Annotated in this window: 14 protein-coding genes; 10 read left to right on the top strand and 4 right to left on the bottom strand. The window is 35.6% G+C overall.

Annotated elements, in window-relative coordinates; genetic code table 11:
* Positions 1-68 precede the first annotated feature (68 nt).
* Complete coding sequence (locus tag GON26_RS18975) at positions 69-2,228, top strand: TonB-dependent receptor (protein WP_160376349.1); 2,160 nt, start codon at positions 69-71, stop codon at positions 2,226-2,228.
* Between the two features lie 271 nt (positions 2,229-2,499).
* A complete protein-coding gene (locus tag GON26_RS18970) occupies positions 2,500-4,095 on the top strand; it encodes a PepSY-associated TM helix domain-containing protein (RefSeq protein WP_160376348.1) in 1,596 nt (531 codons plus the stop codon).
* 171 nt (positions 4,096-4,266) lie between these two features.
* On the opposite strand, the gene GON26_RS18965 is transcribed toward GON26_RS18970, so the two are convergent.
* Positions 4,267-4,929: a TrmH family RNA methyltransferase gene (locus GON26_RS18965; protein WP_160376347.1), complete on the bottom strand. Its 663-nt coding sequence runs from the start codon at positions 4,927-4,929 to the stop codon at positions 4,267-4,269.
* A gap of 352 nt (positions 4,930-5,281) precedes the next feature.
* Here GON26_RS18965 and GON26_RS18960 point away from each other — a divergent pair, with 352 nt between their 5' ends.
* From GON26_RS18960 to GON26_RS18935, 6 genes are all read left to right on the top strand, one after another.
* The gene (locus GON26_RS18960; protein ID WP_160376346.1) at positions 5,282-5,803 is read left to right on the top strand and encodes a GNAT family N-acetyltransferase; all 522 of its coding nucleotides are present in this window, start codon (positions 5,282-5,284) and stop codon (positions 5,801-5,803) included.
* A 4-nt stretch (positions 5,804-5,807) separates the two neighbouring features.
* A complete protein-coding gene (locus GON26_RS18955; protein WP_160376345.1) occupies positions 5,808-6,497 on the top strand; it encodes an SIR2 family NAD-dependent protein deacylase in 690 nt (229 codons plus the stop codon).
* Between the two features lie 33 nt (positions 6,498-6,530).
* Positions 6,531-7,001: a GNAT family N-acetyltransferase gene (locus GON26_RS18950; protein ID WP_160376344.1), complete on the top strand. Its 471-nt coding sequence runs from the start codon at positions 6,531-6,533 to the stop codon at positions 6,999-7,001.
* Between the two features lie 128 nt (positions 7,002-7,129).
* A complete protein-coding gene (gene purB, locus GON26_RS18945) occupies positions 7,130-8,476 on the top strand; it encodes an adenylosuccinate lyase (RefSeq protein WP_160376343.1) in 1,347 nt (448 codons plus the stop codon).
* An 8-nt stretch (positions 8,477-8,484) separates the two neighbouring features.
* A complete protein-coding gene (locus GON26_RS18940; RefSeq protein ID WP_160376342.1) occupies positions 8,485-9,096 on the top strand; it encodes a hypothetical protein in 612 nt (203 codons plus the stop codon).
* Positions 9,097-9,363: 267 nt separating this feature from the next.
* Positions 9,364-11,601, top strand: coding sequence for a cation:proton antiporter domain-containing protein (locus GON26_RS18935; RefSeq protein WP_160376341.1), 2,238 nt, complete (start codon positions 9,364-9,366; stop codon positions 11,599-11,601).
* A gap of 84 nt (positions 11,602-11,685) precedes the next feature.
* On the opposite strand, the gene GON26_RS18930 is transcribed toward GON26_RS18935, so the two are convergent.
* From GON26_RS18930 to GON26_RS18920, 3 genes are all read right to left on the bottom strand, one after another.
* Entirely contained in the window at positions 11,686-12,324 is a 639-nt protein-coding gene (locus GON26_RS18930; RefSeq protein WP_160376340.1) for a peroxiredoxin, read from the bottom strand.
* A gap of 93 nt (positions 12,325-12,417) precedes the next feature.
* Positions 12,418-13,632, bottom strand: a complete 1,215-nt coding sequence (locus tag GON26_RS18925; RefSeq protein WP_160376339.1) for an MFS transporter — start codon at positions 13,630-13,632, stop codon at positions 12,418-12,420.
* 16 nt (positions 13,633-13,648) lie between these two features.
* Positions 13,649-14,563: an AEC family transporter gene (locus GON26_RS18920; RefSeq protein WP_160376338.1), complete on the bottom strand. Its 915-nt coding sequence runs from the start codon at positions 14,561-14,563 to the stop codon at positions 13,649-13,651.
* 115 nt (positions 14,564-14,678) lie between these two features.
* Between GON26_RS18920 and GON26_RS18915 the strand changes: the two genes are divergently transcribed.
* On the top strand, positions 14,679-15,086 hold the full coding sequence (locus GON26_RS18915; RefSeq protein WP_160376337.1) for an Rrf2 family transcriptional regulator: 408 nt from the start codon (positions 14,679-14,681) through the stop codon (positions 15,084-15,086).
* A gap of 56 nt (positions 15,087-15,142) precedes the next feature.
* A complete protein-coding gene (locus GON26_RS18910) occupies positions 15,143-15,784 on the top strand; it encodes an NAD(P)-dependent oxidoreductase (protein ID WP_160376336.1) in 642 nt (213 codons plus the stop codon).
* Positions 15,785-15,848: the final 64 nt, after the last annotated feature.

The following is a 15,848-nucleotide window of genomic DNA, read 5'->3' as shown; positions in this document are numbered from 1 at the left end:
GAAATGATTTTTTTATTGGCTTAAAGCCAATGAAAAACACGTACTTTTTAAAATTTATATAATTTAAAATGAAAAAAATATACTTTACCCTATTGCTGATAGGGCAAATTACTTTGGCACAAAACAAACCCGAGCAGGATTCTACAAAAACACAAGAATTAGAAAACGTTTTTATCACAGCCAATCGTACGGCAACTTTACGCAAAGAAACACCTGTTGCTATTAGTAAACTGACTGCCAAAACCATCAACGAAGCTAAAGCTACTGCGGTTTACGAAATCATAAACAAAACACCTGGAGTTTTGATGGTTAATCTGGGAAACGAGCAGCACATGATGTCGATTCGTCAGCCGATGACCACCAATGCTTATTATTTGTATTTAGAAGATGGCTTGCCAATTCGCCCAATGGGAATCTTCAATCACAATGCTTTACTCGAAATCAATCAGTTTAATTTGCAAAGTATCGAGGTTGTAAAAGGACCCGTTTCTTCGCTTTACGGACCTGAAGCTGTGGGTGGAACGATCAATTTAATTTCGCTAAAACCACCTGTTGATCCAGAATTTAAATTTGGCGTTCAGGCAGATAATTATGGTTATAGAAGAATTCAGGCTGCTGGCGGAGCGACCATCGGAAAAGTTGGTTTTCATATTGCCGGAATTTCAAGTTTGCAGGAAAACGGCTGGATGACCTATTCAGACTACAACAAAGACAATCTGAATGCAAGAATCGATTACAACATTTCTCACTCTACCCGCCTGATTAGCAATACGATGTACGGAAAATATTATTCGGATATGAGCGGAAGTGTCAACGAAGACGCTTTTAACAACAGAACCTACAAAAGCACAACCGATTTTACCTATAGAAAATCAGATGCTTTGAGAACTCGATTGACTCTGGAACATGACTGGAATGACAACGCAAGCAGTTACATTACAGGATATTTACGTGATAACAAATTAGGACAAAATCCTTCTTACGGAATCAGATGGAGCCCAACTGTAAATCCAACCAAAGCAACTGGAGAAGTCAATTCGAATAACTTCAAGAGTTACGGAGCAATTGGTCAGCACACTCAAAAATTTGATTTTTTAAACGCAAAATTGGTCGCTGGAGCACTTTACGATTACTCTCCTGTAACCTATTGGTCTTATGTAATTGACTTAAAAGCCAATTTAAATCCGGGCGAACCAGGCAAACAAACCGTAGATTCATACGAAATCGTAGCCGAACGTCCTGACTCCAAATTGGCTGATTATTCTGCAGACATTTATAATGCTGCTGGTTATGCGCAATTGAGTATCAATCCAATCGAAAAATTGGTAATTACCGTTGGCGGTCGTTATGACAATATGAAAGTAGATTACGACAATGCGCTGGACAAATCCACAGGAAGCAAAGTGTATGACAAAGTAACTTTTAAGGCTGGTGCCAATTACAATCCGTTTGATTTTGCGGGTTTTTACGAAAATCATTCGCAAGGGTTTGCGCCTCCCGGCATTACATCAATCTTCAGAACAAAACCTGGAACTGGCGGTACAACTGGAGTTCCTGCTGATTTTTATTACAATCTAAAACCTGCCACTTTCAACAATTACGAAGTGGGCGGATGGTTTTCTTTCCTTCAAAATAAATTAAATTTTGACTACGCATTCTATTATATGGAAGGCGAAAACGAATTATTAAGCATCAAATTACCAGACAATTCAACTGATTACCGTTCGGCTGGAGAAACACGTCACAAAGGAATTGAGTTTGGAACGACTTACCGACCTTCAAAACAGTTTAACTTTCGCTTAGGCGGAACTTACGCACAACACACGTACATCGATTTTAAACTTTCGGACAAACCATCGGATCCGGTTCAGAATTTAGACGGAAAAGAAATGCCACAAGCGCCAAGATGGTCTGGAAATTCAGAAATCAGTTATTACCCAAACTGGCTTCCAAACCTTAGAACTTCAATCGAATGGCAATTGGTTGGAAGTTATTACCAGGACCAGATTAATACCGTAAAATATGGTGGATATAACTTATTCAACGCAAGAGTTGGCTACCAGTGGAAAGCCTTCGAAATCTACGGAAACGTAATGAACCTAACCGATAAATTATACGCCTATAATGTTTCGAGAAGCAACTTAGCCAATGCGCAACCAACCTATACAGCAGCGGCTCCAAGAACATTTGTATTCGGAATACAATATAATTTTTCATTAAAAAAATAAATAAATTTTAGCCACAGATTAAAAAGATGAACACAAATTATTTAAAAAAAATCATTCTAATCCTTATAATCTGTGGCGAAAAATAATTATTAGAAGCTAATCCCGCTCTCCGCTGTATCTTTTGTGGTGAACCCCACCACAAAAGGATGCCACTTCGATCGGGGCTAAAAAAGAATAAACCATTAAGATATTAAGTTTCATTAGGCAAAACTTAATTTTTCTTAATCTCTTAATGGTTAAAAAAATGGCACTTAATTTTAAGATCTCAAAAATGAGCAAAGAAATCAAAGAGAAAAAGTCTAAAAAGAAAGACTCTAAAATCGTCAAGAAAATCAAACAGCACATGTACAAATGGCACCGTACCATTGGGCTTATTACGATTGTTCCCGTTATATTCTGGACATTATCAGGATTGATGCATCCGTTTATGGCGCATTTTTTCAAACCCGAAATCGCACACGAAAAACTGGATTTCCAACCAATTGACAAAAACCAACTGCAGTTTTCTATTCAGGAAGTTTTGCAGAAAAACGGTATTTCAGAATTCAAAAACTTCCGAATTGTATCTTTTAACGATGCTGCTTTTTATCAGGTAAAAAATACCAAAGGCGATTTATTGTATTTTGATACTTCAACAGCTAAAAAATTAGAAAACGGAGATCAAAAATATGCCGAATGGCTTTCCCGTTATTTCTTAGACGATCAGAAAAGCGCCGTAAAAAAGAGCGAAATCGTAACCGAATTTACATCACAATACAAATATGTAAATCGCTATTTACCAGTTTACAAAGTTACTTTGGATCGTGATGACGCGATGGAAGTTTACGTAGAAACCTCTTCAAGCAAATTAGCAACTTACAATCCAACTTCCAGACAATGGTTTATCTGGTTTTTTGATACTTTTCATAACTGGTCCTTTATTGATGCCATTACCAACAACAGCATCCGAATCATCACGATGATTTTCTTGTTGTCCATCATTGGTTTCTCTGCCTTGAGCGGCATCTTAATTTATGGCTTACTTTGGAAACAATTCAAAAAAACAGATAGTTTAGCCCCTAAAAAAGGACTTCGAAAATACCATCGCCAAATCGGGATCTGGGTTTCACTTTTTACTTTGACATTTGCTTTTAGCGGTGGGTATCACGCAACTACCAAATGGGCACCGTACACTTTATCGCAAATGGTTTACGAACCAACATTTACTACCAAAGAAATTCCGCTAGCCAATAATAGCCTGAATTTAGACTGGAGCCGTTTTCAAAACGCCAGTATTATCACATTAAACGATACGACCTATTATCGCTGTCAATTGGTTCAAAAAGAAAAATATAAAACGGCAAAAGTTGATTCTAATTCAAAATGGAATAAAAAAGAAAGCCTGAAATCTGAGGTAGTTTACATCAACGCCACAACCAATAAAATTGCACCCAATATCGACTTAGAATATGCGCAATTTCTAGCCTATTATTTTACAGATGGCGCTCCAAAAGCCGCGTGCTGCGAAATGGTTGAAACTACGGATGAGCCACAACCATCTTTAGAAAATGCGAAATTATTAGAATCAAAAGTCCTAACCGATTTCGAAAGCAGAGAATATGGTTTTGTAAACAAAAGATTGCCAGTCGTAAAATTGGCATACGACACACCCGAAAAAACTACTTATTTCATAGAAACAGCGACTTCAAGACTGGCAGCTGTGATTAAAACTTCAGACAAAGTGGAAGGTTATTCTTTTGCTTTTCTGCATAAATTTTTATTTATGGATTGGGCAGGAAAAAACATTCGTGACCTATCAATGGTTTTGGCAGCATTGACAATTTTGATTGTGAGTGTGCTTGGGTTTATTTTGTTTTTGAAAAAGTAAAAAAAGTTACTGAGGTTCTAAATTTTATTTCTTTCACGCAGGTTTAAAAAAGATTTAAGCAGATTGACACAGATAATTATATAAAAAATCTGTGTTAATCTGCAGAATCTTAATAAAATAATCCTTTTAATCTTTATAATCTGTGGCTTTAAAAAATAACTCGCCTTTATACTATCTCGGATTCTCTTCGTAATATCTGGCTTCGATTCGTTTGATATCTTTTATGGAGCTTCTTGCCCAAGCCAGACGTTTCTCTAAAATTTCTTCTGGAGATAATTGCCAGTCGATATCAGAATTTCGTAATCGGTTGGTTATATTTTGGATGATAATCGCAGCCGAAACCGAAATATTCAAACTCTCGGTAAAACCAACCATCGGAATCTTCAAAAAACCATCTGCTTTTTCTAAAATTTCTGGAGAAAGTCCGTCTCTTTCTGTTCCGAAAAATAAGGCACTTGGTTTTGAAATATCAAAATCTTCCAGCAAACAATCATTTTCATGAGGCGTTGTTGCAATAATTTGGTATCCCTGATTTCTTAGATTATCAATACAACTTGTAACCGATTCAAACTGATGGATATCTACCCATTTTTGAGCGCCCATCGCAATTTCCTTGTCAATTCTCTTTCCAAAACGTTGCTCGATAACATTCAGTTCCTGAATTCCAAAAACTTCACAACTGCGCATCACAGCACTGGTATTGTGCATCTGAAAAACATCTTCTACCACAATTGTAAAATGTTTGGTACGAGTTTCGAGAACATTTAGAAATCGTTCTTTACGGTTATCTGTCAATATATTTTCAAGAAAAGCGAGGTAATCTAAATCAATCATTTTGGTTTTTATTTATCGCAAAAATACATTTTTTAAATTTCTTTTTTATTCGATAAAAAAATCAGGGCATTCATATTTAAAAATTTTTGCCACGACCCGAGCAATAGCGAACAGGCGAAGCAATTAAACAAATAAACACGAATTACAACTAGTTTTTAATTACACTAATTCCTAAAAAAACAAGTAGGATTCGAGTAATTAAATTTCAAATTTGATAAAAATTAGCGAAAATTGGTGTAATTCGTGGCTAACTTTTTTTTCTTTTTTTTTAAAACAAATGCCTTCTAAAAAGAATGCTTTCTCTTCGTGATCAGAAAAACTTTGATTAAATTCGTAAAAAAACATTCTAAGCATGAAAACTCCCTCAATTAAAAAAATCGAACTTTCAGAAATTCAGCAATTACAAAAGATAGGAAGAGAAACGTTTTATGAAACTTTCTCTGGTGACAATTCTGAGGAAAACATGAAAGACTACTTAGATGAAAAATTCGCAATTGACAAACTTACCGCCGAATTATCAAATACTGATTCTGAATTCTATTTTGCACATATCGAAGATAAAATTCTAGGTTATCTAAAAGTAAATTTTGGGGAAGCACAAACCGAATTGAAAGATAAAAACGGTTTAGAAATAGAACGTATTTATGTTTTGAAAGAATTCCACGGACTTAAAGTCGGGCAAATTTTATATCAAAAAGCGTTGGAAATAGCTCAAGATGCCGACTTGAATTATATCTGGTTAGGAGTTTGGGAAGAAAATCACAGAGCTTTGAACTTTTATAAAAAGAATGGTTTTGTGGAATTTGACAAACATATTTTTAGATTAGGCGATGATGAACAAACTGATTTGCTAATGAAACTAACTTTGAAATAATTAAATGAAAAAGAAATTAGTGGTCCTGACCGGTGCAGGAATTAGTGCCGAAAGCGGTATCAAAACTTTTCGTGACAGCGACGGTTTGTGGGAAGGTCATGACGTGATGGAAGTCGCTACCCCAGAAGGTTGGCGAAAAAATCAGGAATTGGTTCTCGATTTTTACAACAAACGTCGCGCACAACTCAAAGACGTTCAACCTAATTTAGGGCATCAAATTTTAGCCGAATTAGAGCACGATTTTGATGTATATATTATTACACAGAATGTGGATGATTTGCACGAACGCGCCGGAAGTACAAAAGTTTTGCACTTACATGGAGAATTATTAAAAGTAAGAAGCACTCAAAATAGAAATCATATTCTGGATTGGACTGACGATTTATTTACTGGTGATTTAGACGAAAACGGGCATCAGCTTCGTCCTCATATTGTTTGGTTTGGCGAAGATGTTCCTGCACTGGAAGAAGCAATCGCCATTACCGAAACGGCAGATTATTTTGCCGTAATTGGTACTTCGTTGCAAGTTTATCCAGCGGCGGGTTTAATTTCGTACACGTACAGCATCACTCCGGTTTTTTATATTGATCCAAAACCCATTACAATTCCGAATATTCGAAATAAAGTGGAAGTTATTGCTAAAGTTGCTTCTGAAGGTGTGGCTGAATTACGTGAGCGATTAAAATCAATTTAAAATACAATTACGTCAAATAAAAAACTACAGAAAATGAAAATCGATTTGACAACTGACGAAAATATAATTGACGAATGCGGATTACTAATGAGTGAATCAGAACCTTGGCTAACACTTAAAAGGGATTTAAAAAGTTGCAAAGATGCAATGCGTGGCGAAAATAAAGAAGTTTATATCGTAACAGAAAATTTAGAATTAGTTGGCTTTGCAGTTTTACAAATGACAGGAACTTTTAGAGGATATATTCAATCCATAATAATAAAACCAAGCCACCGAGACAGAGGAATTGGTTCAGAACTTCTAGCATTTTTCGAAGAGAGAATCTTTCAAATATCACCAAATGTTTTTATGTGTGTTTCTTCGTTCAATACAAACGCTGCAAGATTATATTATAAAATGGGTTATGAAAAAGTGGGGGAATTGAAAGATTTTATAGTTAAAGGGAAATCGGAAATTTTGCTTCGTAAAACAATCGGGGCAATATCTGAATTCAATCAAAAATAATATTTGTAGTTTGTTAACAAATATTATTTTGGTTAATGCGAATGATTTAAATAAAAAAAAATACAACTCACAACTCACAACTCACAACTTATAACTATTTTTGCACCTTTCGAACAAACAACATAACAATGACTACTTTAAACGAATTGAATGCTATATCGCCAATCGACGGAAGATATAGAAGCAAAACCCTTTCATTAGCACCTTTTTTCTCTGAAGAAGCTTTAATCAAATACCGTGTATTGGTTGAAATCGAGTATTTTATTGCTTTATGCGAAGTGCCTTTACCACAACTTTCAGGCGTAAATCCAAGTCTATTTGACAGTTTACGTAACATTTATAAAAACTTCTCTACCGAAGATGCGCTTTGGATTAAAGAAACGGAAAAAGTAACCAACCACGACGTAAAAGCGGTGGAATACTTTATCAAAGATGCTTTCGAAAAATTAGGCTTATCTCAATACAAAGAGTTCATTCACTTCGGATTAACTTCTCAGGATATTAATAATACTGCCATTCCGCTTTCGACAAAAGAAGCTTTTGAGCAGGTTTATATGCCATCTTTAATTACTTTAATTTCAAAATTAAAAGAATTAAGCGTTGAATGGAAAGACATTCCAATGTTGGCGCGTACGCACGGACAACCGGCTTCTCCTACTCGTTTAGGAAAAGAACTTTTGGTTTTTGTAGAGCGTCTTGAAGAGCAAATGCGTTTGTTATTTAATATTCCGTTTGCCGCTAAATTTGGTGGAGCAACCGGGAATTACAACGCACATCACGTAGCGTATCCACAAATCGAATGGAAACAATTTGGTAGCAAATTTGTAGAAACCCAATTGGGCTTACACCACTCTTTCCCAACTACTCAAATTGAGCATTACGATCATTTTGCAGCATTTTTTGATGCTTTAAAAAGAATCAACAATATTATCATCGATCTTGACAGAGATATCTGGACGTATGTTTCGATGGATTATTTTAAACAAAAAATCAAAGCAGGAGAAATTGGTTCGTCTGCAATGCCACATAAAGTAAACCCAATTGATTTTGAAAATTCTGAAGGAAACTTAGGAATTGCAAATGCTATTTTTGAGCATCTTTCTGCTAAATTGCCAATCTCAAGATTACAACGCGATTTAACTGACAGTACGGTTTTGCGTAACATTGGTGTTCCTATGGGACACACCATTATTGCTTTTGAGGCTTCTTTGAAAGGTCTAAACAAATTGCTTTTGAACGAAGGTAAATTTGCCGAAGATTTAGAAAAAAACTGGGCAGTTGTGGCCGAAGCTATTCAAACGATTTTACGTCGTGAGGCGTATCCAAATCCTTATGAAGCATTGAAAGGTCTGACCAGAACTAACGAAGCGATTGATAAAAAAGCAATTCATAATTTTATTGCGACATTGGAGGTTTCTGATGCAATTAAGGAGGAATTATTGCAGATAACTCCAAGTAATTTCACAGGAATTTAATCGGGTTTATGAAATTTAGTTGTTTAGTACTTATACTGTTTTTTGTAAATGCATCTGTGTATTCACAAAAAAATACTATCGATGAAATTGAAATCGAAATTCTTAAAACCAAAGAACCTTCGTCTTTTTCGACTCAGCTTTTAAGAGGAATAAAATTCGATCCCGCGAAGTATAAATACGTAATGGTAAAATGCAAAGTAAAATCATTAGGTACAAATCGTGCCCTGATTAGTGCTTTTTCATTATTAGATACTGTTACCAAGATTAGATATCGTGTAGGTGATTATTTAGGATATGGTGCTATCATTGGTAATCCTGAACGTAATTATTTTAGGAAAACAAAACCTGACAGAAAAAACTATCCGTATAGTTTACCTTCTTATAATGAAAATGAAACAGATCAATTTGACAAGTTTACTTTTGAAGGATATAGTAATTTTGAAATTCCGGTTGAATTAGGCACTAAAAAAAATCCTGACCCAACTATTGTTTATTTTGGACAAACAGCTTACGAAAATTTCAAAGCGGAATTATTTTTTATCATTCCGTTACAATTAAATATTTCTGTTTTTGATCTTTATTATAAGGATTCAAAAATTGGAATTGCTAAATTGGAATAAGTAAATCCTACTAATTACATAGGTTTTAACATAAAAAACCAAAAATATTTTCTCAAAAAAAGCTATCTTTATCGATAGCTTTTTTTATTGAATCCAGTGAGGAACTAGCCCAGACTGAAAAGGAAAGCCTTTTGCTCAAAAAACCATATTTTTTTGCTGGAACAGAGCGACCAGCGGAAGCTCCTGTGCCAGCTTAAAAAATAGGTTTTTTGAGTAAAAGCTTGAAATGAAAGGCTGGAAATAGCTCCTAAAAAAAAACAGAATTATATGATTGCATTAAACGCCGTTGCCGAAACTACTCACCACTTAAAACCCTTAATTAGCGACTTAGGACTGATCCTGATTACGGCTGGAATTGCCGTTTTGATATTTAAAAAAATGAAACAGCCCTTGGTTTTAGGGTATTTGATCGCTGGTTTTTTAGCGGGTAATCATTTTGATTTTTTTCCGTCTATCACCGACATGAAAAGTGTCGAGGTCTGGGCCGAAATTGGTGTTATCATTTTACTATTTAGCCTGGGGCTCGAATTTAGTTTTAAGAAACTGATGAAGGTGGGCGGAACCGCCTCGATTACTGCCATTACGCAAATTATAACCATGGTTGCCATGGGTTATCTGGTCGGGACATGGATGGGTTGGTCGAAGATGGATAGTATTTTTCTGGGTGTAATTTTATCTATTTCTTCGACTACTATTATCCTTAAAACCTTTGATGAACTGGGGGTTAAAGCTCAAAAATTTGCCGGAATTGTAATTGGCTCTCTGATTGTACAGGATTTGGTTGCGATTTTGATGATGGTTTTATTATCGACAATTGCGGTAAGTCAGCAATTTTCCGGAAGCGAATTGATGATGTCGGTTCTTAAATTAGTGTTTTTCCTGACTGCCTGGTTTGTGGGCGGTATCTTTTTTATTCCGACACTTCTTAAAAAAGCCAAACATTTACTGACAGACGAAATGTTGCTTATTATTTCGCTGGCTTTATGTCTGATGATGGTAACGTTTGCTTCGAATGTTGGGTTTTCTCCTGCTCTTGGTGCTTTTATCATGGGCTCTATTATTGCCGAAACCACGCAAGCTGAACATATCGAACATTTAATAAAACCTGTAAAAGACTTATTTGGGGCGGTATTTTTCGTATCTGTCGGGATGTTAATTGACCCAAATACCCTTTACGAATACGCTTTACCTGTCGCAATTCTAACATTTGTAACCATTATTGGGCAATCTGTAAGTTCTACTATTGGAGCACTTTTGGCAGGACAGCCGCTGAAGCAATCGGTTCAGACCGGAATGAGTTTGTCGCAAATTGGGGAATTCTCGTTTATTATTGCCACTTTAGGAATGACGCTAAATGTTACCAGTTCGTTTTTGTATCCGGTTGTGGTAGCCGTTTCTGCGGTAACGACTTTTACGACGCCATTTATGGTAAAATATGCTGTTCCGTTTTCAGACTTACTGGAACGAAAATTACCTAAAAAATGGCTTAAAAACATTAATCGTTATAGTGTGAATGCGCAAGCGATAAAATCGGTCAGTACGTGGCAAAAAGTTCTCAATACTTATATTATTCAAATTGTAGTCAACTCCATTATTGTGGCTGCTGTCATTTTACTATCGGCTAAATTTGTAGCGCCTTTGGTTGCTGAAACGCGTTTTGGGAACACTTTGGCCGCCTTAATTACTTTGGTCATTAGTGCTCCGTTTTTATGGGCGCTTTCTTTACGAAGATTTGCAGTTGACGATGTCGAAGCACTCTGGGAGGAACGTAAATATCGAGGTGCAATATTGATGTTGATCTTATTGAGAATGAGTCTTGCCGTGTTTTTTATAGGTTTCCTTTTGAATATTTTCTTTTCACCATTAGTAGCCTTTGTTGCTTTGATAATTGCTATTGTGGCGTATCAGATATTCCCGAAAAAACTAAACGATCAATATCATAAAATTGAAAATCACTTTTTGAAGAATTTAAACGATAGAGAAAATAAAAAGATCGACCGTCGTTATGCTAATTTAATGCCCTGGGATGGTCACATGTCTATTTTTGATATTGGAAAAGAATCTAATTTAGCCGGGAAAACACTTGAGGAATTACAGATTCGTGAGCAATTGGGGATTAATATTGCTTACATTAAAAGAGGCGATGTTATGATTCCGATTCCGACCAAAAATGAGCGTTTATTTCCTGGAGATGAGATTTCCGTTATTGGTACAGATCAACAGGTTACCGCTTTTGGTGAATATTTGAATCAAAATGAAATTGAAGCACCCAAAAGTGTTGCCGAAACCGAAGTCGTATTACGCCAATTAGAAGTTTCTGATGAAGATTTTATTCAGAAAAGCATTGGTCAGTTTAGAAATAAAACAAACGGAATGGTCGTTGGAATCGAGCGCAACGGAAAACGAATCCTGAATCCTGAATCTAATCTAATTTTAGAGAAAAACGATATTATCTGGGTGGTAGGCGACCGAAAAAAAATGACCGAATTAAGTAAAAAAGTTTAACAAAAGGTACTGAGGTTCTGAGGTGCTAAGTCTCTAAGGAAATAAATCTTAGCACCTCAGAAACTTAACATATTAGTACCTTTTTTATTTATTAGGTTGCGGTGTCATACGCAAATAAGGTTTTATTGGCGTGTGCCCTTTTGGGAATTTTGCCGGAATATCACTATCCGGAACCGCTGGTGTAATAACCACATCTTCGCCGTCTTTCCAGTTGGCTGGCGTTGCTACACTATAATTGGCAGTTAGTTGCAGACTATCAATAACACGAAGCAACTCGTCAAAATTTCTTCCTGTTGAAGCCGGATAAGTCAAGGTTAGTTTGATTTTTTTATCGGCACCAATCACAAAAACCGAACGAACTGTAAACTTATCGCTCGCATTTGGGTGCAGCATATCGTATAAAGTCGCTATTTTTTTATCCTCGTCAGCAATTATCGGAAAATTTACTGTCGTGTTTTGCGTTTCGTTAATGTCTTTTATCCACTCTAAATGTGATGCCAATCCATCAACACTCAAAGCAATGACTTTTGTATTTCTCTTGGTAAATTCAGGAAGGTAATTGGCAACTGTTCCTAACTCTGTAGTGCAAACAGGAGTAAAATCTGAAGGGTGCGAAAATAAAACGCCCCATGAATCGCCTAACCATTCATGAAATTTAATTGTACCCTCAGTAGTTTCGGCCTGAAAATCCGGAGCTATATCGCCTAATCGTAATGTTGACATAATATAAAGTTTTTAGTTCCTCTAAAATTACTTAAAAAAAATAATTAAAAAAAACTAAACTCTACTTTTTCTATCAATTTTAGGATTATTAAATTATTTTTTCTGTTTAATATTCGGTAAAAAGTAAGCCAAAACACCAATTAACGGTAAAAAAGAACTCAATTTATAGACATATTCGATACTGGTCTGATCGGCAATATATCCTAAAATAGCAGAACCTAAACCGCCCATTCCGAAAGCAAAACCGAAAAACAGACCCGAAATCATTCCGACTTTTCCAGGTTTTAATTCCTGTGCAAAAACCAAAATGGCCGAAAATGCCGACGCAATTATCACTCCAATAATTACTGCCAAAACTGCAGTCCAAAATAAATTAGCGTAAGGCAAAAGCAACGTAAAAGGTGCTGCTCCTAAAATAGAAAACCAAATAATATATTTTCTCCCGAAGTGATCTCCTAAAGGCCCGCCAATTAAGGTTCCTGCGGCTACAGAAGCCATAAAGAGAAACAAATAGAACTGTGAATCCTGAACCGTCAATCCGAATTTACTAATGAGATAAAAAGTAAAATAACTGGACATACTCGCCATGTAGAAGAATTTCGAAAAAATCAACAATAATAAAACTACGATGGCAATGGTAACTTTTCTATCTGATAATTGAATAGTTTCTTCTAAATTTGATTTTTTAGAAGCTCTTAAAGCCATATGATTTCCGTACCAAACAGCAATTCTAGATAAAATCATGATTCCTAAAACTCCCGCAATGACAAACCAAATGACATACGATTGCCCGCGAGGTGCCACTATCAAAGCTACTAATAAAGGTCCAACCGCACTTCCTGCATTTCCTCCTAACTGAAATATAGATTGCGCCAAACCCCGCTTTCCTCCAGAACCTAGAAAAGCAACACGCGAAGCTTCCGGATGAAAAATAGAAGAGCCAACTCCTACTATACTTACTGAAACTAATAACATCCAAAAAGAAGTAGAAACGGATAATAAGGCAAGTCCCGAAATAGAGAAAATCATGGCCACGACCAAAGAATAAGGTTTTGGTTTTCTATCTGTATAAAACCCAACAAATGGCTGTAATAATGAAGATGTAAGTTGAAAAACAAACGTTATGATTCCGATTTGAGTAAATGTCAGATTGAAATTTTCTTTTAAAATCGGATATGTTGAAGGAATTACAGATTGCATTAAATCATTCAATAAATGGGCAAATGCTATTGAAAATAATACCGAATAAACTGTTTTTTGAGCCAAAGCACCGCCATCAATCGAGGCGGTTTGTGTAGATGAATTCATATTTTGGGAAACTATATTATCCTACAAAACTAACGATAAAATACCAAATGGCGAGGGTTATGAAAGAAATTGGTATCCCAAAACCAATCATCATGCTGCTTAATTTGGGTTTTAATCCGTGTGTCGAAGCCAAAATTGCGCCCGTAATCATCGGAGCCATGGCCATTTGCATAATGGTAATTTTAATTTCTTCGGAACGATGATTTAAAACAAAAACATACAAAACCAAAATAAATAATGGAGCGAAAATTAATTTATAAAAAAGACCCAACCTTAAAAATTTCCAGTGCTGGCTTTTTCTATCAAAATGCAATTGCAAACCCACAGAAGTAAGCGCCAACGGAGTCACAAAACTGCCTACTTTAAGCAAACCAGATTGAATATTGGTATCGAATTCGATTTGGAAAACATTCATAACACATGCCGCCAGGAAAGCTAGAAATGGTGGAAAAAAAAGTACTTTTTTTATAATACCAAAAGCATTTGGATTTCCTTTTGAATAAAAAGCAGCTACAAAAACACCCAAAGTCGAGACTACTACAAATGTACCGGGCTGATCGACCAAAATTGCCGTTTTGAGACCTTCTTTTCCGTACAAGGCTTCAATTATAGGATAGCCTAAAAAAGAAGAATTGCTCAAACCAGCTGTTAGAATCAGACATCCAATGAGTTTATTCGACCATCCTAACTTCTTTCCCAAAAAATGAAAAAACACAAAAGCCAGAATAAAAACAATCCAACCTGAAGCAATGGGATATAATAAAGTATTGTCCCATTTTATTCTCGGAATATGATATAAGGACAAAGCTGGTAAACAAACATAGATTACAATTTTATTCAAAATCTTATAGGCATGTGTTGGAAACTGCCGGATATGCTGCAGTAAAAGACCTAATGCAAGAAAGAAAAATATGAGAATAAAGTTGTTCATAGGGCGAAAAAAGCAAAAATACTATTTTATCAATTGCCGTTTTGAATTAATTTTTAGTTAAAATTATTTTTTATCCGAAAAAACAAACTACATTTGTAACATATTTTATTACAGTATGATTTCAGGTAAATTTGCCATAACGATTCACATTCTCACTTTGCTGACTAAATTCCCTAATGATTTTTTGTCGTCGGAATTTATTGCGGGGAGCATTAATTTGAATCCTGTTTTGGTTCGGAAAGAAATTGCGAATTTAAAGGCTCATCATATTGTAGAAAGTAAAGAAGGAAAAAACGGTGGAACGAAACTGGCTGTTAATCCTTCAAATATCACTTTAAAAGAAATTTTTGGAATGACTTTCGACACTATTAATTTAGGTTATGCGAAAAATACGCCTAATCCTGATTGTCCTGTTGGAAAAAAAATCAATCAAAATCTTGGTCTTTTATATGCTGATATTAATCAAAAAATTAGCTTACAACTCGACGACATCACCTTAGAAGATTTTTCGATTCAGTTCTAAAACTATTTTTTTACCCAAAACTGTAACATTTTTTATTACTAATTAAATTATATATTATGAAAATCGCCATTATTGGAGCTACAGGATTTGTAGGCTCAGCCATTTTAAATGAATTAGCAGACAGAAATCATGATCTGACCGCTATTGCAAGAACACCAAAAGATACACCCAATACAAATTGGATAGCTGCTGATATTTTTAATATTGATGCCTTAGCTGAAATCTTAAAAGGAAATGATATAATTATTAATGCTTATAATCCGGGATGGGCAAATCCAAATATTTACGAGGACTTTTTATCCGGTTCTAAAGCCATTCAGGAAGCTGTAAAAAAATCGGGGGTAAAACGTTTCATTACCATTGGAGGCGGAGGAAGTTTGTTTGTAGCTCCGGGCTTACAGGCTGTAGATACACCCGATTTTCCGAAAGATTTTTATGCTGGAGCAACTGCAGCAAGAGATTATCTAAATTATATTAAAGAAGAAAAAGAACTGGATTGGGCCTTTTTTAGTCCAGCTTTTGAGATGCACGCCGGTACAACAACCGGAAGAACTGGGAAATACCGTTTAGGTCTGGAAAATCCAGTTTTTAACGACGAACAAAGAAGTATTTTATCTGTTGAGGATTTAGCAGTTGTTATTGCTGATGAAGCAGAAACTCCAAAACACCACCAGGTTCGTTTCACAGCGGGTTACTAAAACACTATTTAAGGTTCAAAGGTACAAAGAGGCAAAGTCGCAAAGGTTTTTTTCTACTTTGTAC

The sequence above is a fragment of the Flavobacterium hydrocarbonoxydans genome (genome assembly GCF_009789235.1).
Taxonomy (GTDB): domain Bacteria; phylum Bacteroidota; class Bacteroidia; order Flavobacteriales; family Flavobacteriaceae; genus Flavobacterium; species Flavobacterium hydrocarbonoxydans.
This window is presented reverse-complemented; position numbering and strand designations above follow the sequence as displayed.

Excerpts from the sequence above, each read along its gene's own strand:
- GON26_RS18920 (WP_160376338.1), bottom strand. The coding sequence starts at position 14,563 with ATGAACAACTTTATTCTCATATTTTTCTTTCTTGCATTAGGTCTTTTA.
- GON26_RS18960 (WP_160376346.1), top strand. The coding sequence starts at position 5,282 with ATGAAAACTCCCTCAATTAAAAAAATCGAACTTTCAGAAATTCAGCAA.
- GON26_RS18975 (WP_160376349.1), top strand. The coding sequence starts at position 69 with ATGAAAAAAATATACTTTACCCTATTGCTGATAGGGCAAATTACTTTG.
- GON26_RS18915 (WP_160376337.1), top strand. The coding sequence starts at position 14,679 with ATGATTTCAGGTAAATTTGCCATAACGATTCACATTCTCACTTTGCTG.
- GON26_RS18970 (WP_160376348.1), top strand. The coding sequence starts at position 2,500 with ATGAGCAAAGAAATCAAAGAGAAAAAGTCTAAAAAGAAAGACTCTAAA.
- GON26_RS18940 (WP_160376342.1), top strand. The coding sequence starts at position 8,485 with ATGAAATTTAGTTGTTTAGTACTTATACTGTTTTTTGTAAATGCATCT.
- GON26_RS18935 (WP_160376341.1), top strand. The coding sequence starts at position 9,364 with ATGATTGCATTAAACGCCGTTGCCGAAACTACTCACCACTTAAAACCC.
- GON26_RS18955 (WP_160376345.1), top strand. The coding sequence starts at position 5,808 with ATGAAAAAGAAATTAGTGGTCCTGACCGGTGCAGGAATTAGTGCCGAA.
- GON26_RS18910 (WP_160376336.1), top strand. The coding sequence starts at position 15,143 with ATGAAAATCGCCATTATTGGAGCTACAGGATTTGTAGGCTCAGCCATT.
- purB (WP_160376343.1), top strand. The coding sequence starts at position 7,130 with ATGACTACTTTAAACGAATTGAATGCTATATCGCCAATCGACGGAAGA.
- GON26_RS18965 (WP_160376347.1), bottom strand. The coding sequence starts at position 4,929 with ATGATTGATTTAGATTACCTCGCTTTTCTTGAAAATATATTGACAGAT.
- GON26_RS18930 (WP_160376340.1), bottom strand. The coding sequence starts at position 12,324 with ATGTCAACATTACGATTAGGCGATATAGCTCCGGATTTTCAGGCCGAA.
- GON26_RS18950 (WP_160376344.1), top strand. The coding sequence starts at position 6,531 with ATGAAAATCGATTTGACAACTGACGAAAATATAATTGACGAATGCGGA.
- GON26_RS18925 (WP_160376339.1), bottom strand. The coding sequence starts at position 13,632 with ATGAATTCATCTACACAAACCGCCTCGATTGATGGCGGTGCTTTGGCT.